Annotated in this window: 15 protein-coding genes; 10 read left to right on the top strand and 5 right to left on the bottom strand. The window is 69.7% G+C overall.

All coding sequences use genetic code 11. The annotated features are described in order from the left end of the window. The first annotated feature begins 275 nt into the window (after positions 1–275). The 3 genes from ACFVX9_RS28705 (at position 276) to ACFVX9_RS28695 (ending at position 4,217) form a co-directional block, all read left to right on the top strand. On the top strand, positions 276–1,850 hold the full coding sequence (locus ACFVX9_RS28705) for a N,N-dimethylformamidase beta subunit family domain-containing protein (protein ID WP_387984272.1): 1,575 nt from the start codon (positions 276–278) through the stop codon (positions 1,848–1,850). Between the two features lie 284 nt (positions 1,851–2,134). Continuing rightward, positions 2,135–2,875 carry a polyprenol monophosphomannose synthase gene (locus ACFVX9_RS28700; RefSeq protein WP_063350695.1) on the top strand — a complete coding sequence of 247 codons (741 nt, stop codon included), beginning with the start codon at positions 2,135–2,137 and terminating at the stop codon, positions 2,873–2,875. A gap of 106 nt (positions 2,876–2,981) precedes the next feature. Then, a complete protein-coding gene (locus tag ACFVX9_RS28695; RefSeq protein WP_063350694.1) occupies positions 2,982–4,217 on the top strand; it encodes an aromatic acid exporter family protein in 1,236 nt (411 codons plus the stop codon). A gap of 58 nt (positions 4,218–4,275) precedes the next feature. Here the strand turns inward: ACFVX9_RS28695 and ACFVX9_RS28690 are convergent, their stop codons facing one another. The 3 genes from ACFVX9_RS28690 to ACFVX9_RS28680 form a co-directional block, all read right to left on the bottom strand. Then, positions 4,276–4,725, bottom strand: a complete 450-nt coding sequence (locus ACFVX9_RS28690; protein ID WP_380378358.1) for an SRPBCC family protein — start codon at positions 4,723–4,725, stop codon at positions 4,276–4,278. Between the two features lie 4 nt (positions 4,726–4,729). Next, positions 4,730–5,203 carry a VOC family protein gene (locus ACFVX9_RS28685; protein WP_063350692.1) on the bottom strand — a complete coding sequence of 158 codons (474 nt, stop codon included), beginning with the start codon at positions 5,201–5,203 and terminating at the stop codon, positions 4,730–4,732. Positions 5,204–5,300: 97 nt separating this feature from the next. Further along, positions 5,301–6,593, bottom strand: a complete 1,293-nt coding sequence (locus ACFVX9_RS28680; RefSeq protein ID WP_387984270.1) for an alkaline phosphatase family protein — start codon at positions 6,591–6,593, stop codon at positions 5,301–5,303. Between the two features lie 4 nt (positions 6,594–6,597). On the opposite strand from ACFVX9_RS28680, the gene ACFVX9_RS28675 reads away from it, so the two are divergent. From ACFVX9_RS28675 to ACFVX9_RS28645, 7 genes are all read left to right on the top strand, one after another. Next, the gene (locus ACFVX9_RS28675) at positions 6,598–8,190 is read left to right on the top strand and encodes a recombinase family protein (RefSeq protein ID WP_387984269.1); all 1,593 of its coding nucleotides are present in this window, start codon (positions 6,598–6,600) and stop codon (positions 8,188–8,190) included. An 843-nt stretch (positions 8,191–9,033) separates the two neighbouring features. Then, positions 9,034–9,405: a hypothetical protein gene (locus tag ACFVX9_RS28670; RefSeq protein ID WP_387984267.1), complete on the top strand. Its 372-nt coding sequence runs from the start codon at positions 9,034–9,036 to the stop codon at positions 9,403–9,405. Positions 9,406–9,620: 215 nt separating this feature from the next. Beyond that, complete coding sequence (locus tag ACFVX9_RS28665) at positions 9,621–10,379, top strand: hypothetical protein (protein ID WP_387984265.1); 759 nt, start codon at positions 9,621–9,623, stop codon at positions 10,377–10,379. A gap of 1,519 nt (positions 10,380–11,898) precedes the next feature. Continuing rightward, entirely contained in the window at positions 11,899–13,125 is a 1,227-nt protein-coding gene (locus tag ACFVX9_RS28660) for a helix-turn-helix domain-containing protein (protein WP_387984263.1), read from the top strand. Positions 13,126–13,878: 753 nt separating this feature from the next. Further along, positions 13,879–14,130, top strand: coding sequence for a hypothetical protein (locus tag ACFVX9_RS28655; RefSeq protein WP_387984262.1), 252 nt, complete (start codon positions 13,879–13,881; stop codon positions 14,128–14,130). A gap of 126 nt (positions 14,131–14,256) precedes the next feature. Further along, positions 14,257–14,406, top strand: coding sequence for a hypothetical protein (locus ACFVX9_RS28650; protein WP_174315642.1), 150 nt, complete (start codon positions 14,257–14,259; stop codon positions 14,404–14,406). Then, a complete protein-coding gene (locus tag ACFVX9_RS28645; protein WP_387984260.1) occupies positions 14,403–15,581 on the top strand; it encodes a methyltransferase domain-containing protein in 1,179 nt (392 codons plus the stop codon). The genes ACFVX9_RS28650 and ACFVX9_RS28645 overlap by 4 nt, the downstream gene beginning before the upstream one ends. 165 nt (positions 15,582–15,746) lie before the next feature. Here ACFVX9_RS28645 and ACFVX9_RS28640 read toward each other — a convergent pair whose 3' ends face one another. Both ACFVX9_RS28640 and ACFVX9_RS28635 read right to left on the bottom strand, forming a co-directional pair. After that, on the bottom strand, positions 15,747–16,571 hold the full coding sequence (locus tag ACFVX9_RS28640) for an alkaline phosphatase family protein (protein ID WP_387984259.1): 825 nt from the start codon (positions 16,569–16,571) through the stop codon (positions 15,747–15,749). Positions 16,572–16,585: 14 nt separating this feature from the next. Next, a complete protein-coding gene (locus ACFVX9_RS28635) occupies positions 16,586–18,019 on the bottom strand; it encodes an endonuclease/exonuclease/phosphatase family protein (protein ID WP_387984257.1) in 1,434 nt (477 codons plus the stop codon). Positions 18,020–18,339: the final 320 nt, after the last annotated feature.

Here is an 18,339-nt window from a genome sequence, read left to right as displayed (position 1 = left end):
CACGAGTCGGCCGGCCGCGCTCGGCTCCGGCCCCCCAAAGGCCGCCGGACGGCGGGCCTGGTCAGGCTAGGGGACCGGATCGGTGCCGCCGGGGAGCAGCGCGTCCGGACACGCCAGCGGTGCCCCGGACGGCCCTCAGCGGTGGCGGGCGGCGCCCCGCCGTGCTGGTCGTCCCGGCGCGGCGGGCCGCACCCGCCACCCGGAACGGGCGAGGATGTCCGCGCGATCGACCGATGTGTGCAGGTTTGCCGAGGACGGACACCAGGGAGGCAGCGGTGGCGGAACCGAGTCGGCGGGGGATTCTGGGCCTGGGCCTGCTGGCGGCGGCCACCGCCTCCTGCGGCACCCGCCACCCGGACCCCGCCCCGCACTCCTCGTCCGACGGCCCTGCCCCGCGCCCCTCCGCCGACGACCCCGCCCCGACCGCCGCCCAGCACGTGGTCGTCCCGCCGGAGCAGTCCCTGCCCGGCGCGCCCGACTGGGAGATCACCGACCCCGGCCCCGCCGACGCCATCGAGGGCTTCGCCGACCGGGTCAGCGTGCTGCCCGGTGAGCAGTTCGGCCTGCACGTCTCCACCCCGGCCGCCGCCTTCACCGTCTCCGCCTACCGCACCGGCTGGTACGACGGCGCCCGCGCCCGCCTGGTCTGGCGCCGCGAGCACGTCCCGGGCGGCCGGCAGCCCGCCCCGCACGTGGACCCCGCGACCAGGACCGTGCTGACCGGCTGGCAGCGCACCCTCGCCGTGGACACCACCGGCTGGCCCGAGGGCGCCTACCTGCTGCGCCTGGACGCCGAGGACGGCTCCGGCCAGCGCTACGTCCCGCTCACCGTCCGCTCCGCCGCCACCGCCGGGCGGACGGTGGTGATGAGCGCCCCCGCCACCTGGCAGGCGTACAACGGGTGGGGCGGGTACAGCCTCTACAACGGCCCCACCGGCGGTCTGGCCACCCGCTCGCTGCGGGTGGTCTTCGACCGGCCCTACGACTACGACCACGGCGCCGGGCTGTTCCTGGTGTACGAGGCGCCACTGGTCGCGCTCGCCGAACGGCTCGGGCTGCCGCTCGCCTACACCACCGGGATCGACGTGGCCCGCGAGCCCGGGCTGCTGCACGGCGCGAGCGCCGTCCTCTCGCTCGGCCACGACGAGTACTGGTCCCCCGAGCAGCGCGCCCAGGTGGTCGCGGCCCGGGACGCCGGCACCAACCTGGCAGTCCTGGGCGCCAATTGCTGCTTCCGCCGGGTCCGCTTCGAGCCCTCGGAGCTGGGCCCGGACCGGACGGTGGTCTGCTACAAGGACGCGTGGGCGCAGGACCCGGGCCACCAGGCCGGCGCCCCGGCGACCACCGACTTCCGGGTCGGCCCGGGCGCCGACCCGGAGAGCTCGATGCTCGGCGTGATCTACGACGGCTACCCGGTGGACGCCCCGTACATGGTCGGCTCGCCGGAGCACTGGGCGTTCGAGGGCACCGGCGTCGCCACCGGGGCGTCCTTCCCGCACCTGGTCGGCGTCGAGTACGACCGGGTGGACACCGCCTTCCCCACCCCGCGTCCGATCGAGGTGATCGCGCACTCCCCCGTGGTCTGCGAGGGCCGCCGTTCGCACTCCGACACCGCGTACTACACCGTGCCGGGCGGCGCCGGGGTGTTCGCCTCCGGGACGATGCGCTGGGTGGAGGCCCTGGACGCGCACGGGCCCGGGGGCGGCAGCGCCGACCACGGGATCGATGCCCGGGCCGGGGACCTGGTCCGCCGGGTCACCGAGAACGTCCTGCGCACCTTCGCCGCCGGCCCGGCCGGCCTGACCCACCCGGCCCGGGACAACCTCGCGACCGTCTACGGCGGGGCGTAGCCCGCCGGGAGCTGCGAGGGACCGTCTGCGAGGGGCCGTCTGCGAGGGGCCGTCGAAGAAATTTCCCGGAACGACGGATCGGGGCGGTGACGCGGCGCCCCGGGCACGCATCGCGGTCGAACGGATTTCCGGGCCGTGGCCGGCCGTGCCCAGCCCGTCACCCGGGGCGAGGAACCGTCCGCCGCACCGATACACTCGCACGGTCTCATCCACCGCAGGTCGTCAAGGACAACCGTCCGGCGTGGCACGGGTGCCGGCCGGAAAGGGCACGAGGGAAACAGAACATGGTCGAGGCCTCCCCGAAGGTCGTTGTCGTCGTCCCCACGTACAACGAACGGGAGAACCTTCCGGTCCTCGCGGGTCTTCTCGCGGACCTCCCGGTACCGGGCCTGCACCTGCTGGTGGTCGACGACAACTCGCCGGACGGCACCGGCGAGATCGCCGACAAGCTCGCCGCGGAGTCCGGCGGCACCGTGGGCGTGCTGCACCGCACCGAGAAGGACGGCCTCGGCCGCGCCTACCTGGCCGGCATGGCCCGGGCCCTGGACGAGGACGCCGACGTCGTGGTCCAGATGGACGCCGACCTCTCGCACCCGGCCTCGGCGATACCCGCGATGGTCCAGGCCCTGCTGGCCGACGACACCGCCGTGGTGCTCGGCTCCCGCTACGTGCCCGGCGGTTCGACCGCCGCGGAGTGGCCCTGGCACCGCAAGGCCCTGTCCGCCTGGGCCAACCTCTACGTCAACACCATCCTCGGCCTGGGCGTCCGGGACGCCACCGCCGGTTTCAAGGCCTGGCGGGCGAGCACCCTGCGGGCGATCGACCTGCCGACCGTGCAGAGCAGCGGGTATTCGTTCCAGGTCGAGATGAACTACCGGGTCGTCCAGCGCGGCCTGACGATCCGCGAGGTGCCGATCCGCTTCGAGGAGCGGATCGAGGGCGCGTCGAAGATGAGCATCGGGGTGCAGGTCGAGTCGGCGCTGGCGCCCTGGAAGCTGCGGCTGAACCGCCAGGACCCGCGGTAGGCCGTGGCCCGCCGGATGTTCTGTCCCGTGACCCGGGCCCGGGCATACGGGTGCCGGTCGGGCGGCTCGGCGGTGTGAAGGGCTGCCACAGGGAAAGAAGGGCGACATGGCCCTTCTCCCGGAGTCCCTCACGGCCCTGATCCGCCGCGGTGCCCGAGAACCCTTCGTCGTCCAGACCGTACGGGCCACCGTGGCCGCCACCCTCGCCTTCGCGGTGGCCACCCGGCTCAGCAACGAGCCGGCCCCGCTGACCGCCCCGCTCACCGCGCTGCTGGTGGTGCAGGTCACCGTCTACTCGACGCTCAAGACCAGCATCCGCCGGGTCAACTCGGTGGTGGTCGGCGTGTTGATCGCGACCGGTTTCAGCGCCGTGGTGGGGCTCTCCTGGTGGAGCCTCGGGCTGATCATCCTGGCCTCGCTGGTCGTCGGCCGGTTCGTCCGGGTCGAGGAGTTCGTCCAGGAGGTCGCGATCAGCGCCATGCTGATCCTCGGCGTCAGCGGGCTCGCCTCGCAGGCCTGGGACCGGGTGCTGGAGACGCTGATCGGCGCCGCCGTCGGCCTGCTGTTCAACCTGCTGTTCGCCCCGCCGGTCTGGGTGGACACCGCCGGGGAGTCGATCGAGGACCTCGCCCGGCGGGCCCGGCAGCTGCTGCTGGACATCGCCGAACAGCTGGGCCGTCCGACCCCGGTCGCCCGGGCCGCCGAGCAGCTGCACGAGGCCCGCCGGCTCGACCACGCCATCGCCGACGTGGACGTGGCACTGCGCCAGGCGGAGGACAGCCTGCGGCTCAATCCGCGGATCAACGACGGACTGCTGTCCCGGCTGGTGCTGCGCACCGGACTGGACACCCTGGAGATCTGCGTGGTGGTGATCCGGGTGCTGGCCCGCTCGCTGACCGACCTGGCCAAGCGGCGCGCGCCCGGCGAGCGGCTGTTCCCGCCGGACGTCGCGGTGGGCCTGGAGGAACTGCTGGCGCACGTCGGCGGGGCCATGGTCAGCTTCGCGGTGCTGGTCACCACCCAGGTGAGCCGCAGCGCCGAGGAGGCGGAGCGGCGGCTGACCGCCGAGCTGGCCGCGGCCTGGACCTGCCGGGAGAACGTCGCCCAGGTGCTGCTGCAGAAGGTGCGGGAGCACCCGGAGGCGTGGCAGTTGCACGGTTCGATACTGGCCGAGGTGGACCGGATCCTGGACGAACTGGACCTGGAGCACCGCAGCCGGCGGCTGATGGAGGAGCTGGACCGGGCCTCGGTGGCGAGCCGGGAGCGGTTCTCGCGGTTCGCCGGGCTGCGCCGGTTCGTCCGGGGCGAGCGGGCGCGCCCGGCGGTGCGGGCCGGGCGCTGACCCTGCGTCGGGCTCAGGGGGCTCAGGGGGCTCAGGGGGTTCAGGGGGTTCAGGGGGCTCAGGGCATCGACCAGGGTTCCTGCGGGAGCGGGTGGCCGGTCTCCAGGTAGGTCTTCAGGTTGGACAGCACCGCCGACCAGCCCTGCTCGACGTCCGCCCGCTCGGCCTCGTCGGCCAGCTGGTCGTGGGTGACGGTGAGCCGGGTGAGGTCGTGCCAGCCCCGGAGCTCGAAGGTGACCCGGGAGGGACCGCCCGGGCGTCGCTCCCCGGGCCCCGCCCAGGTGGTGACCAGCCGGTGCGGGCGGTCGACGGCCTCGACGACGCCGATCACGTCGGCCGTCCCGGAGCCGTCGGCCCGCTGGTGCTCCCAGGGCGCGCCGGGCAGCCAGGTGGAGACGTTGCGGTGGCCCCAGTAGAGGCCGGACTCGTCGGCGTTGGTGAGGGCGTGCCAGACCCGCTCGGGGGTGGCGCGCAGGTAGAGGGTGCTACGGAAGGCGGGCGCGGCCATCGCGTCAGCCCCTGGCCGCGTCGAGCAGCGGCTGGACCTCGATCTTCTGCATCCGCATCATCGTCGCCATCACCCGGCCGGCCTTGGCCCGGTCCTCGTCGGCGATCAGGTCGAGCAGGACGCGCGGGGTGATCTGCCAGGAGAGGCCGAAGCGGTCCTTGAGCCAGCCGCACGGGCCCGCCTGGCCGCCGTCGGCGGTGAGCTCGGCCCAGAGCTCGTCGACCTCCTGCTGATCCTCGCATTCCACCTGCAGCGACATGGCCTCGGTGAAGTGGAACTCGGGGCCGCCGTTGAGGGCCGCGTACTCCCGCCCGGCGAGTTCGAAGGCGACGGTCATGACCGAGCCGGCTCCGCCGGGGCCGGTCTCGGGGTAGCGGGTGACCTGCGTGATGCGGGAGTTGGGGAAGAGCGAGGTGTAGAAGGTGGCGGCCGCTTCGGCCTGGCCGTCGAACCAGAGGAAGGTGGTGATCTTCTGCATGCGCCCGACGGTAGCCCCGGGCCCCGCCCGGACGGCCGAGCCACGGCCGGGGGTCACCGGTTCGGCGCCCCCGGCCCGCGGCCCGCCCGCTACCGGGTCAGTGCACCCAGCCCGCGTAGCGCTGCACGAAGCGCAGGCCGGTGTGGGCGGTGACGACGACGTCGTAGCGCCCCTGCTTGTCCAGCGGCCAGGACAGGTTCACCTGCTGCCCGGGCTTGACCCGGACGGTCTGCGCGGTGCCGGCGAAGTCGTTGGGGGCGGCGGTGAAGGAGACGTCGGTCATGCCGTCGTTGGCCACCTGCAAGGTGAGCCGCACGCTGCCGTGCAGGTCGGCGGTGACGATCGGCACGCCGATGTCGTTCTGGCCGTCCTGCCCGTCCCGGACCACGGTGCCGGCGAAGCGGCGGACGAAGCCGTCCGGGCCGTGGACGGTGAAGTCGTAGCGGCCGTTGGTGGTGGCGGCGTCCCAGACGTAGCGGGCGGTGGCGCCGGGGGCGACGGTGTACGGGGTGCCCGCGAAGGGCAGCGCGATGTTCGGGTAGACGGTGTACGGGAAGGCCACCGAACCGTCGTTGCTCATCGTGCAGGTGACCTTGCCGGTCTTGCGGTCCACCTCCACGTCGGCCCACGGCTGGTAGGGCAGCGGGCGGTGCGGGCGCTCGCCGCGCTCCTGGACGGGCATCGACTGGGCTCCGACCGCCGGGAGGGCGACGCCGGGCAGCTTGGTGCCCGCGTCGGCCCTGGCCATCAGGGCGGTGGTGTCGGGCAGCGACGGAACGGACGGGTTCGGCGCGGCGAAGTCGAAGCAGCTGGTGAGGTCGCCGCAGACGGACCGGCGCCAGGCCGAGATGTTCGGCTCGGCGACGCCCGTGACCAGCTCCATGAAGCGCAGCACGGAAGTGTGGTCGAAGACCTGGGAGTTGACCCAACCGCCGCGCGACCAGGGCGAGACGACCCACAGCGGGACGCGGTTGCCGAGACCGATGGCGCGGCCCTGGGTGAACTCCTCGGGAGTACCGGGCTCGGGGGTGGGCGGGACCATGTGGTCGAAGTAGCCGTCGTTCTCGTCGTACATGACCAGGAAGACGGTGTGCTCCCACACCGCCGGGTTGGACATCAGCGACTGGAGGGCCTGGTTGACCCAGTGCGCCCCGTACGCCGGGCCGGCCTCCGGGTGCTCGGAGAAGAGGTAGGGGGCGACCAGCCAGGAGATGGTCGGCAGGGTGCCGTCCTTGCAGTGGCGGTCGAAGGCGGCCGGGTCGAACTTGGTCATCGCGTTGATGTAACGCGGGTCGGTGGGCGGGAAGTTGTGGAACTGCTTGAAGTAGGAGAGCGGGTAGTTCGCCTGTTCGGAGTTGCTACCTCGGACACCGAGGCAGGTAGCGTACATGGCTATGACCAGCGCAGATGATGCTTTTGCCACTGACTACGACGGGTGCGGTATGTGCCTTGTCGGGGTTCGGCGACTCTCCCGTGTGAAGAAGGCCACAAGCAGCCCCGCCCGGCAGCGTGACCTAATTCTCGCGGCTGTCGCCGAGGTGGGCGGGCACATCATCGCGTGGGCCGACGACTGGGAGGTGTCGGGGGCGACCGACCCCATGAGCCGCCCGAAGTTCGGCCCGTGGCTGCGGGACGAGATGGGGCCGTACGACGGCATAGCGGCGTCCGCCGTGGACCGGATAGGCCGCAACGTCGTGGACACCTTGAACACGGCGTACAAGAACCGGGACGCCGGTCGGAAGCTGGTCACGGCCGACCACCGGGGGCTGTGGGACCTGGACGACCCGAACCAGGAGAACGAACTCACGCTCAAGGCCATGGGCGCGCAGATGGAGCACCGGTCTATCCGTGAGCGCAACCGGCAGGAGACCAAGCGGGCGCGTGCCGCCGGGCAGGTGGCCAACCGGCCGTCCTACGGCTTCCGGTACGTGAGGGCCATCCCTGGCGGCAAGGTCACGTCCGTAGAGACGGACGTCGAGGACTCGGCGAAGTACGCCAGGGAGGCAGCGCGGCGCATCCTCGCTGACAGGACCGGCAAGATCACCCCGCACACGGAGGCCGCCCGGCTCACCCGGGCCCGCGTGCTGTCTCCGGCCGACTGGCGGGCGGTGACGTACGGCCGTGAGCCCAAGGGCTCCCCGTGGTCCGGCAAGGGCCTGGCAGCGATCCTGACCAGCGAGGCCGCCTTGGGCTACCTCATGCACGGGGGTCGGCCGGTCGTCGGCGACGACGGCAAGCCGGTGCGGCTGCCTGGCAACCCCGAACCCCTGTGGGACCGGACCACGCACCTTGCCCTTGTTGAGAAATGCGCGCCGTCCGGCACCGGCAGCCGGGCCCCCAAGGGCGTCGTCCTGCTGTCGGACCTCGGAGACTGCGGGCAGTGCGGAGAACGGCTGTACGTTGCCGGGCAGTCCACCTATGAGGGCAAGAAGGTGCCCGCCTACCACTGCACCGGACGGGAACGGGGCCTGCCCCAGTCTCAGCACTGCAAGCCGTCGCCGACCATCGCCGTCCCCGCGCTGGATAAGCACGTCACCACCGTGTTCTTGAACACCGTGGGACCGGCCACGCTGCGGGAACGAGTCTTCGACCCGGGCAACGGCAAGGCCGCCCGTGTGGCAGACCTGACAGCCGCCCGCACCCGGCTGCGCGCCGACCGTGAGGCGGGTCTGTACGAGTCCGAGGCCGATACCGCGTGGTTCCGTAGCCGGTACGCCGAGCTTGGCCGGGAACTGACCAAGGTGGAGGCCGAACCGGACCGCCCGGCGGGCTGGTACTGGGAGGAGACCGGCCGCAGCGTGTCCCATGAGTGGGACGCTGCGCAGGACGACGCCGAGCGCCGTCACATCCTGGAGTCTTACGGCGCGAAGGTCACCCTGTACCCGGCCAACGCCACAGAACGGATTGTGGTCACCTTCGACCTGCCCGAGGAGTTCGACGCACACGACGGGCTCGACTCCGACCCGGAACTATTGGTCGCTGCCTGACAACCCGAATCGGCCCCGCCTTGGTCTCACTGGCCAGGGCGGGGCTTTTGCCATTGGCGGGCCCGTGCAGTTTCGACTAGCAGCGCGGCAGCAGATATCCCCAGGTCAAGCCATGTTTGTCACGAATCTCTTAGGGTTTGTTACGTAGTTGGAACTACATATAGCACTACCTCTCATGCCCTATAGGTGAAATACGAATCCCGTAACGCCTCCACGGAGATTCGTGACGACGACTGGCGGTCGCTGTGCGCTGTCGACGCCAGAGCCCCGCCAGGACCTCCGTGAGCCAGCCTGACCGGAGCCCGTGCCCACTTGGGGCGCGTGCGGCCCCCAGGGGCCCGTGTGGCGCTGCCGGAGGCCCGTCCCTGTTAACCGGTCCGAGTCAATCTAGGTGGATCGGGGATGGCGGGCAGTGCTAGCTGCTCCGGGTGGGCCCCTGCGAAGTGCGGGTTATTAACCACCCGCCGTAGATCTCTCTGGAGCTCAGGGCTTTACCGCCCCCCATAGATCCCGCTGAAGGCCGCAGGTCGTTAACCTTCCCCGGTTAACTCTGATACGGGAGATCCTTCCGCAGTACAGGCCGGACAGGCGCTGATTGTCAGCCCAGCGAACCGACGGCCCGGGAGCGTACCGACGCGCCCCAACAACTGATCAACTGAATAGTGTGCCCCGGCACGACGGCGCGAGTCGTCCTGCCGATCCCTCGCCGACGGGAGTTCTCCTGTCGGTAGGCCCCGTGTTGCGGGTGTTGCTTTCCCAACGGTCCTGTCGGAGACCGATGGATGTGCAGCACTCGTGATGCGGGGCCATTTTTTGTATCCAAAACCGACTAGGAGCCGACCAATGGACCGACGATCCGAAATCTCCAAGCACATCAACAACGCCCGTGCCGAAGTCGAAGCGGAGGCCGCCGCCAACGGGCGAAAGCGAGAGAATGAGCCCCCGCAGCCGGCCGCCGACCTTTCCGCACTGCGTCAGCACATCGGTGCCCAGTTCTCCGTTCCTGCTGCACTGCGCGACCGCCTTACCGGCTCCAACGCCGAGGAGATCACGGCGGACGCTCGGAAGCTGGCCGAGCACTTCCGTCCGCCACTCCAGACCACGCCTACGCCACTGGTTAAGGGCGGGGGCGCTGCCGAGTACCACCCGGGGAACACAGAAATTGATCCCGTGAAGCTCGCTGCCCGAATCCTTGAGCGCCGCTTCGCGAGCTGACAAATGAGCGAGTCCATCACCAATGTGCCCGCAGGAATGCCGGAAAACCCGAGCCTGACAATTCGAGTGCTGAATCCTCAAGGAAGCACTCAGACTAGTCCGGGATTCGGATGGCATTTCTGGCGAGATGAGCCAGCGGAGAGCATTCCTGAAGGCAGCTCTGCGGGATTCTGATTCACGACTCCGGGCCACTTTTCTCCGATAAGGATAAACAAATGACTGACATGACTTCGGAAACCCGCGCCAAGCGTCTTAGCATCCTCTATGACCAGTCCTCGCGCGCAATTCCGGCCTATACCTACACCTGCACGCCGGAGAGTGTGAAGGGCGCCCTTGCACGCCTTGACGAGATGCTGGAAAAGCGCGCTGACGCTGACGACGCCGTGACTCTCGCCGAGAGCGAGATTTCCAGGGCGGAAGAGAAGGACCAGCGGGCCGTAAAGCTGGCTCTTGCAGAGGGAAAGCCAGTTCCCAAGCCGACCAACCGGGGACCGCTGGAAACGCGCCTTGCGGACGCTCAGCGGGTGCAGATGGCCACCTATGAGCTTGCTGCCGAATCTGCTGCGGCTGTTCGCGCTGCGGCCATCTCGGTGCGCGCTGACTGGCGGGCCGCAGTGACCAGCCTTGCCGAGGAGAAGCGCGCCGCAGCAGTGATTGCAGCGACTCAACTTGCTTGCCTGATGGACGAGTTGGTGACGCTGGCATACACCGTGGAGGGCCTGGATGCTGACCTCGCAAACCCTTGGGGCGGCAATGAGCGGCAGTGGCGATACATGGCAGCGCGCGGCGGAATCAACTGGAATGCGGACCGAATTGCCGTGGACCGAATCTTGACCGATCGACTTGAATTCAACGGGAACACCTACGGCGCGCTTCCCGGCCGACTGGACCCGAACGCCGAGCCTGACGCCGTATTCGACCCGGCGGCCGGCCCCTCCTCTCCCGTGAATGACATGGAGCCGTGGAACCGATGAATCATGAGCTGACTGACCGAGAAATTGCCCTGCGGGCACTGAATCGCGTTACGCGAAACCAGGCAACGGGTTGCCTCATTTCGGCAAAGCTGGACCGCAAGGGCCGAGCAACGGTTCAGTACCAGGTGCACGGACACACAAAGCGCGAGCTTGCACACCGAGCGATTTACCGAGTCCTCCACCGGCCGCTGAATGAGACTGAGAGGCTCCGGCGTACGTGCTATGACAAGAAGTGTGTAGAGCCCTCGCATTTCGCACTAGGCGACACCCAGTGCTGATCTGATGATGGGGGCCTGGCCGGACAACCGGGCCCCCATTCTTCGCACAACTGAAAATCGGAATTGAATAAGGAGAGATATCAAATGACCATTATCAAGTGGAGCGCTCGAAGTGCTGACCATTGGCCACGCCTGCAACTGGTGCGACAAGTCCCTTAACGGAAGAAGCAATAAGCGGTACTGCAACGGTGCTTGCAGGCAAGCTGACTACCGAGCATCACAGCCCAAGCGGCATGAGGTGCAGGAATCCTGTTCGCGCTGCGGGCAAAGGCATCCTGAATTCAGGAACCAGCACGGGGCTTTCTGTGCTGACTGCATAGAGTCGAAGGCCGAGCAGACAGAGGAGAAAGAAGACGCGCGCTGGTCCGCCACCTGCCAGCTTCCCGACTGCTCCAATGAGGCTGGCTGGATAGGAACGGGAAGGGCTCGTTCCTTCTGCTCGGATGCCCATAAGGCCAAGGCTTACCGCCTTCGCCGAAAGGGCATGCTCGCTGCTGCGTAAGATCGAAACCCGCGCCTACCCCTGGGGGTAGACCCCCTCCCCCCTATCTCTGTACCGCAGCGCTATAGCAGGAATCGACCCCTGTACGGGTCTGGGACTTTCGCGTCAAGCCGTTTCCCTGTGAAATTACTGGCCAAGCCCTCATTTCGCTGCCCGAAAACAGCGGGCGCAACGCGCGCATGCACATGCGAGTGCAGGCGTACGCGCGCACGCGAGGGAGACCGGCCACCGGAACACCCTCTAATCACTGCCACGGCGGACCGTGGATGGCCTTTCAGGCGAGGGCCGGGGAGATGGGCCAGCCCGACCATTTGAAGCCCTCAGATTCCAGTTTCGAAACCGACGAAAGGCACCGTTGAAGATCGTTCACCCGCCATGCGGCCGGGAGTGGTCTGGCCTGCGCGCTGAGCACTGCCCGGCCTGCTGCCAGACGTTCGCCAGCACCCGCGCTGGCGATGCCCACCGAACCGGCCCGCACGATGCGCGCAGGTGCCTGCCACCGGCCACAGTCGGTCTCTGGCAGGACGCCCGGGGCCTGTGGCACCGAGCGCCCTACCGGCCCCGCTGAGCAGTACCTTGCCCCCGTTCCGCCCTTCGCCGGGCAGGACGGGGGCCTTTCTTCGTCTGTCGGTCCGTCAGCCACGGTGTGGCCGCTTCCTTGCGGGGCATTGGACTCCTGTCAAGAGTGCGCCGTCCGGCGTACGCTGACACGACTAGGCGCGTGTCTCGGGAGACCCACATGACAGAGCTACCCGCAGAACTGACGACCGGCGAACGAATCCGCATCCTGCGGGAGCGTCGAGGAATGACCCGCCCCGTGGTCGCCGGTCTGGTCGGGCGGTCGTCCGACTGGCTCAAGAAGATCGAGAACAACGAACGCCCGATCCGTGGCGTCGGCATGCTCATCAAGCTCGCCCAGGTTCTTCACGTAGATGACGTGTCGATCCTCACCGGTGCCGAGATCAGCATCCCCGCCACCGACACGGGCAAGGTGAGTCACGTCTCCGTGCCCAAGATCCGGGCGGTAATGCACTCCGTGAGCTTTCAGCCGGTTCCGGGTGTAGTGACGCCCCCGGATGTTCTCAAGGGCCTTGTGGAACAGGCATGGAGGCTGTGGCACACATCTACCCACCAGCGCACCGAAGTTGGCGCAATCCTGCCTGACCTTCTCCGGGACGCTCACGCATCGGTCCGTACTCACGAGGGTGCCGAGAAGCGCCGAGCGTACTCGGCGCTGGCAGACCTCTACCGGCTCGTGCAACGGATGCTCGCGCACATCTCCGAACCGGAGCTGTACTGGATGGCGTTGGACCGAGCACGGGACGCATCGGAGAACGCCGACGACCCGGTGTCGCTGGCGCTCGGAGCGTGGACTGTCAGCATTGGCCAGCGCGCTGCCGGATTCGTGGACGAGGCAGTGCATACCGCTGAGATGGGCATGAGCGTAGTCCGTCCCATGCTGGAAGCCGGCGCGCCTGAAGTCCTCGCTGCCTATGGGCAGTTGAACCTACAGGCTGCTTGCACTCACGGGCTCGACGGCGTGTCCGGCCCTGCTGAGCGGTACCTCGCTGAGGCTGAGCAGACCGCGCGGAAGCTTCCGGCCGGGTACTGGCACGCACAGAGTGCTTTCGCCATGTCCAACGTGGACGTACACGCCGTGTCCATCGGTGTCGGCCTGCAACGGCCGGGCGAAGCGCTGATGCGCGCCGAGAGCATCGACCCGGCGTCTATCCCATCGCTCGAACGCCGCTCTCGCCTGCTGCTGGACATTGCCTACGGCTACCAGCAGCGCAAGGAGATGGCTGCCGCTGTGCACTACCTCGGAGAGGCCGTGGCGGTGACCCCAGAGGGAGTCCGGTACGTACCGGGGGCGCGCAGCCTGGCAGCAGCCATTGAGCGAACGGCCGTGGGCCCGCTCAAGGCTTCGGCCGTCGCGCTGGCCGAGTCAATCGGAGTCGCCGCGTAGATCGTTTGGTTAGGGGGACAGTTTGTCCCCCTCGCAACAAACGGATGCCCGTACCGTCCTTGCGACGTGACGGGCATTCAGCGTTTGGAGGGCCAGCGGCAATGACGACAAGTGGACGGCGAACGGCCACCGGAAGGTTCCAGCGGCCCTCCGGTAAGCGGGCGACCCCGGCCGATTTTGAGGCAATGCGCGCCGACTACCTCAAGGGTGAGGCGGAGCGTAAGGCCAGCGGGTACCGGTACGTGTGCCCCGGCTGTGCCAATCATCACGGGGAGGCGCGTAGCTGTGGCGCCGCCTGAGTCCACCGTCATGGAGAGCAACCCCCCTGGCGCGACGGCGAACGACTGCCCGTCCTGCACCGGGTTTGATGCCGTGGCGTCGAAGTACTCGGCGAACCCCACGATCCTCAACATGGTCGCCAAGTGGCGTGAAGAGCATGCCGATTGGGACGGCTGCCCCGACCCGCGTGGGGGTCTCGGTGACTGACTCCCGCCCTGAGCTGACGCCCGCCGAGTTGCCGGGCGTTGAGGCGCTGCGACGCCGAACCTTGATCCTGCGAGCGGAGACGCGCCGTAGGCGCGGGAGGGTACTGAACGTGCCGCACAACCCCCACCCGGCACAGCCCGGGTACTTCGATGAGCGCCCGCCGCGTGAGCACTACATGCCCGCGCACAGGGGCTGTGAGCCGGTCGCAGAAGCCCCGGCGAACGACGTGAGCATCGACGGCCCGGCGACCGCTGAGGAGGTGGCGGAGTGATCGCCAAGGAACGGTTCCGGTTCCGTGAGTACACGGTGAACCACAACCCCGACGCGCCGATCGTCGGTCTCGGTCGGTGTGCCGACGGTGAGGGCCTGTGCATGTGGAGCAGCGGCAGTGCTCCGCTCGACATGGACGCGCTCACCAAGGCGATCTCTGCCCACACCGCAGAGTCGGGCCACACGGCCTTTCTCCAGACCGTTACGCACGCTGTGACGGTCGTACCGGGCAAGTGGGACGGCGAGTGACCCCAAGGCCGTCCTAGCCCCTTCAGACTCCCGTCCCGGCCACCTGGGGAAGGATTTGGCCGGGACGGGCCAGCACCACCCAATGGGCGGTTGCCTGTTGGGCCCAACGAGTATGGAGGTATGGACATGGGCAAGCGCGGCGGCGGGTCCGGCGACGGTAAGGGCGGCGGGCAGCAGGACGACAGCAACAAGGGCGCCGGGCACGGCGGCGGCGGTTCCGACGAGGGCGGGAACACCTCTGACGGCCAGAGCCCGGCGGGTGGCGGCGGTAAGTGACCAGCGAGACGCACAAGGAGGCGGGTCCCCAGGGGCTCGCCTCCGCGCTGGTGGCCAGCGGCGCTCTCTCCTCGGACTGGCTCCCGTCCTTCAAGGCCGTACCCCGCGAACTGTTCGTCCCGGATCGCATCTGGCCGGGCATCGCGGACGGCACCAAGCAGAACCCCGTGGTGTACCGGTCACAGAACCCCGAAGCGTGGCGCAGGGCGGTCTACTCGGACATCCCGCTGACCACGCAGTGGGACGACGGAGACCACAAGGGTGATGGACTCGGCACGACCCCGAGTTCATCCAACTCAATGCCCACGATGGTGTTTTCGATGCTTCAGGACCTCAACGTGCGCCCGGGTGACAGGGTGCTGGAGGTCGGAGCCGGCACGGGGTGGAACGCGGGTCTGCTGGCTCACCGGTTGGGCAGCCCCAACGTGGTGACTGTCGAGTACGACCCGGACGTTGCTCACGGTGCGCGGGAGAACCTGGACCGGGCTGGCCTTGAGCCGACCGTGATCGAGGGTGACGGGCGCGCGGGCTGGGCGGACGGCGCTCCCTACGATCGGGTCATCGCTACCTGCTCCCTGCTGGAGATCCCCTCGGCGTGGCTTGAGCAGACGGCCCCCGGTGGAATCATCGTTGCTCCGTTCGGCACCGAGTACGGCGGAGAGCAGATCGTCCGGCTGACTGTGAACGACGACGGGACCAGCGCGAGCGGTCGGTTCACCCGCAGCTCTGCGTTCATGCGGCTGCGCCAGCAGCGCACGGACCGGCCGCCCTTCGAGGACTACCTACTCGGGAAGCAGTGGCCCGCCGATGGGGTGAAGACCACCACCGCCCTGGCCCCTCCGGACACCGGTGGGTGGTTCGAGCAGTTCGTCATCGGCTCCGCAGTGCCCGGCGCGTTCTGGCGGGCCGAGCGGTACGAGGACGGCGCGTACACGCTGTGGATCTACAGCCGGGACACCCAGTCGTGGGCGTCCGTCGACTACGAGCGGGGCCGCACGGAGTACGACGTGTACCAGTCCGGCCCCCGGCGACTGTGGGACGAGGTGGCGGCGGCCTGGCAGTGGTGGGCCGACCAAGGCCGCCCCGAGTTCGACAGGTTCGGCCTCACGGTCACCCCTGACAGCCACACCGTGTGGTTGGACAGCCCGGACAACCCAGTGCCCGTCCACGGCTGACCCCCTGACCGGTCCGGCTGCCTACGTCCCCCGATGGGCGGCCGGGCCACCACCCCCGCTGTCCGTGGAAAGGGACCCCAGCGGGGCCTGTCCCGGCCGTCCGGCGTCATTCCCGTGACGGACGGTCGGGGCAACAAGTGAGCCCCCTCCCTTCCGGGCGGGGGCTTAACTGTGCCGGTCGTGGCCGCCTGGCGGACCGTTCCCGCTAGACTCAGTTTTGCGGTAGTACGCGAGGGCGTTGTCGTCGTAGTCGCCGGTGCGGTCGTCCTTGCTGGGGTTGTGGTAGACCCGCCAGCTGACGCCGGCCTGCTCCAGGCGCTCGGCGTAGGTGGTCCAGTCGGCGACGGGGTTGTCGGTGACCGGGGTGTTGTCGATCCAGGGCCCGGTGGTGCCGTCGCGGCCGGGGCCGGAGGTGCCCGTCCAGAGGTAGAGCCGGTTGGGGTCGGTCGGGCCGGCGAGGGAGGTGAAGTAGGCGTCGCAGAGGGTGAACGCGTCGGCCAGGGCGTACTGGTAGGGGATGTCGTCCCGGGTGAAGTAGCCCATGGTGCGCTCGCCCTTGGCGGCGATCCACTTGTTCATCGCGCCATTGTTGATCGCCTGGTGGCCGGTCGCCCAGTCGTGGGGCAGGCCGCCGGCGTTCTGCGCGTTGTACTTCGAGGTGTCCATCCGGTACGGCAGCATGGCTCCGCCGTCGCTGCGGCGGCTGTCCGGCTGGCGGAACACGTCGGCGCCGTCCGGGAATTGGAGCGCCTGCTTGTCGCCGAAGCCGCGGACGCCGCTGAGCGTGCCGAAGTAGTGGTCGAAGCTGCGGTTCTCCTGCATCAGCACGACGACGTGCTTGACGTCCTTGATGGTGCCCGTCAGCCGCTCGGAGGCGGCAGGGGCGGCGGCGGGGGCGGCCTCGGCGGGGGCGGCACCCAATCCGGTCAGGGCGGTGGCGCCGACGGCCGCGGTGGCGCCGACGAAGGTGCGGCGGGAGAGCTCGGACATCACGAACTGGCCTCTCAGAGCTGGAAAGTGGCGACGGCGGCGGCGGTGTCGGAGGGCCACTCGTTGGCGGCGGTGTTCGGCTCGGGCTGCGGCCAGTCGGCGACCAGGGTGTGTGCCTCGACCAGCTTCAGCGGGCCGGCGTACTGGACGTAGTCGATGCGGTCCTGCGGCTCGGGCTTGGCGCCGCGCTGCTTGCGGGTGGGCGACCAGGTCGCGCCCGGGAACTTGACCGGGTCGCGGTGCTCCTCACGGAAGGTGTCGGTCAGCCCCGCGCCCTGAAGGGCCACGCCGACGGGCCAGTTGAGCACCCCGACGCCGCCGTGCGCGGCGGCGGTGGCGGCCGTCCAGTCCAGGTGGGACGGCGAGGAGAGGGCGCCGGCGAGCAGCACCGGAGTGTGCCGGGCGATGTCCGCGCGCACCGCGGCGGCCAGGGCCTTGGCCTGCTTCAGGCGGAGCGAGGCGGTCTCGGCCGCCTCCGTCTGGGCGGCCGTCCGACCGTCCTGGAGCGCGTACGGGCCGTAGCCGGCCTCGTCGAGGTGCGCGGCCCAGAACCGGACGGCCCGGCCGCCGGGGAGCTGCACGGTGGCCCCGGCGGCGGGCAGGTCGGCGGTCGGCGGGGTGACGTCGGCGAGCGGGTAGCGGCTCAGGATGCCGACGCTGCCGGGGCTCTGGTAGGCGTACCAGCCGAGCGCGTCGGCCAGGGTCTTCGCCCGCTCACCAGCGGTCTCCTGGAGGGCGAGCACGTCCAGGCCCTGGGTGAGGACGACGCGCAGCTGCTTCTCCAGGGCGTCGGTGTACCCGGCGCCGGCGTCGTGCAGGTTCCAGCTGGCGGCCTTGAGGCGCGGCGGCGCGGCGGGGTCGACCACGGGGATGAGGACGGTGACGGTGTCGACGGCACCCGCGCTGTCCTTGACGCCGACGACGGCCACCTCGGGGCTCTTGCCCGCCGCGGGCGCGGTGCCGGTGAGCGTGCCGTCGGCGGTGACGTTCAGCCAGGACGGCCCGCTGACCTTGCGGAAGGCGGCGCTCCCCGCCGGGTTGCCGGCCGGGCGGGACCAGAGGCCGCCGAGCTTGACGGAGACCGCCGCGCCGGGGGCGACGGGCGCGGTGGTGAGGGCGTCCACGGCGCTGTGCGGGCGGACGACGGCCGGCTTGGCGCGGAAGCTGAACGGGGCCGTCTGGGCGAGGACGCCGTAGCCGTCCTTGGCGAGCAGGTAGGCGGTGTACGGGCCGCCGGTCAGCGCGGAGGTGTCGAGCTGGAGGTCGCCGGAGGTGCCCGGGACGTACTTCCAGACGAGGGAGCTGCCGTTGCCGGGCTGGCGGCCGCCGTCGTACACGCCGACCCAGTTCTTGGCGTCGGGGGCGTCGGTCGTCCAGTGGAAGGTGAGCCGGTCGCCTTCGGCGGGGTTGGCGGAGGAGGTGAGGGTCAGGGCGCTGCCTGCGGCCACGGTTGTCCTGTCCGCCGCCCGGGGCCCGGTCCGCCGGGGGTCGGCGCCGGGTCCGCGCGCGGCTGGTCACGGAGGCTGGGGAGGGAGGACCCGGCAGTTGGCTGTACAACTGTGGGCGGCCCTCATTCATCCGAAAGTCAGCGACCGGGACGTGAACGGCGCGTGACGGCCCATCGGGCGGTTCGGGAACTCCGTGGCGGGCGGCGGGAATCCTCGGCGGAAACGCCGGAAGCGCCGGGAGGGGGGGGAGGGGGGGGGGTGGGGGACTCCCGCCCTCCTTTGCCCCTTCTTCCCTTCTCTTTTTTTCTCCCCCCCTTTCT

This window comes from Kitasatospora sp. NPDC058243, assembly GCF_042882025.1.
Taxonomy (GTDB): domain Bacteria; phylum Actinomycetota; class Actinomycetes; order Streptomycetales; family Streptomycetaceae; genus Kitasatospora.
Note: the sequence above shows the minus strand (reverse complement) of the source record. Positions and strands in the feature narration are given on the sequence as shown.

Bases quoted from the DNA above. Each gene is read 5' to 3' on its own strand.
- ACFVX9_RS28700 (WP_063350695.1), top strand. From the start codon at position 2,135: ATGGTCGAGGCCTCCCCGAAGGTCGTTGTCGTCGTCCCCACGTACAAC.
- ACFVX9_RS28695 (WP_063350694.1), top strand. From the start codon at position 2,982: ATGGCCCTTCTCCCGGAGTCCCTCACGGCCCTGATCCGCCGCGGTGCC.
- ACFVX9_RS28690 (WP_380378358.1), bottom strand. From the start codon at position 4,725: ATGGCCGCGCCCGCCTTCCGTAGCACCCTCTACCTGCGCGCCACCCCC.
- ACFVX9_RS28685 (WP_063350692.1), bottom strand. From the start codon at position 5,203: ATGCAGAAGATCACCACCTTCCTCTGGTTCGACGGCCAGGCCGAAGCG.
- ACFVX9_RS28680 (WP_387984270.1), bottom strand. From the start codon at position 6,593: ATGTACGCTACCTGCCTCGGTGTCCGAGGTAGCAACTCCGAACAGGCG.
- ACFVX9_RS28675 (WP_387984269.1), top strand. From the start codon at position 6,598: ATGACCAGCGCAGATGATGCTTTTGCCACTGACTACGACGGGTGCGGT.
- ACFVX9_RS28670 (WP_387984267.1), top strand. From the start codon at position 9,034: ATGGACCGACGATCCGAAATCTCCAAGCACATCAACAACGCCCGTGCC.
- ACFVX9_RS28665 (WP_387984265.1), top strand. From the start codon at position 9,621: ATGACTGACATGACTTCGGAAACCCGCGCCAAGCGTCTTAGCATCCTC.
- ACFVX9_RS28660 (WP_387984263.1), top strand. From the start codon at position 11,899: ATGACAGAGCTACCCGCAGAACTGACGACCGGCGAACGAATCCGCATC.
- ACFVX9_RS28650 (WP_174315642.1), top strand. From the start codon at position 14,257: ATGGGCAAGCGCGGCGGCGGGTCCGGCGACGGTAAGGGCGGCGGGCAG.
- ACFVX9_RS28640 (WP_387984259.1), bottom strand. From the start codon at position 16,571: ATGTCCGAGCTCTCCCGCCGCACCTTCGTCGGCGCCACCGCGGCCGTC.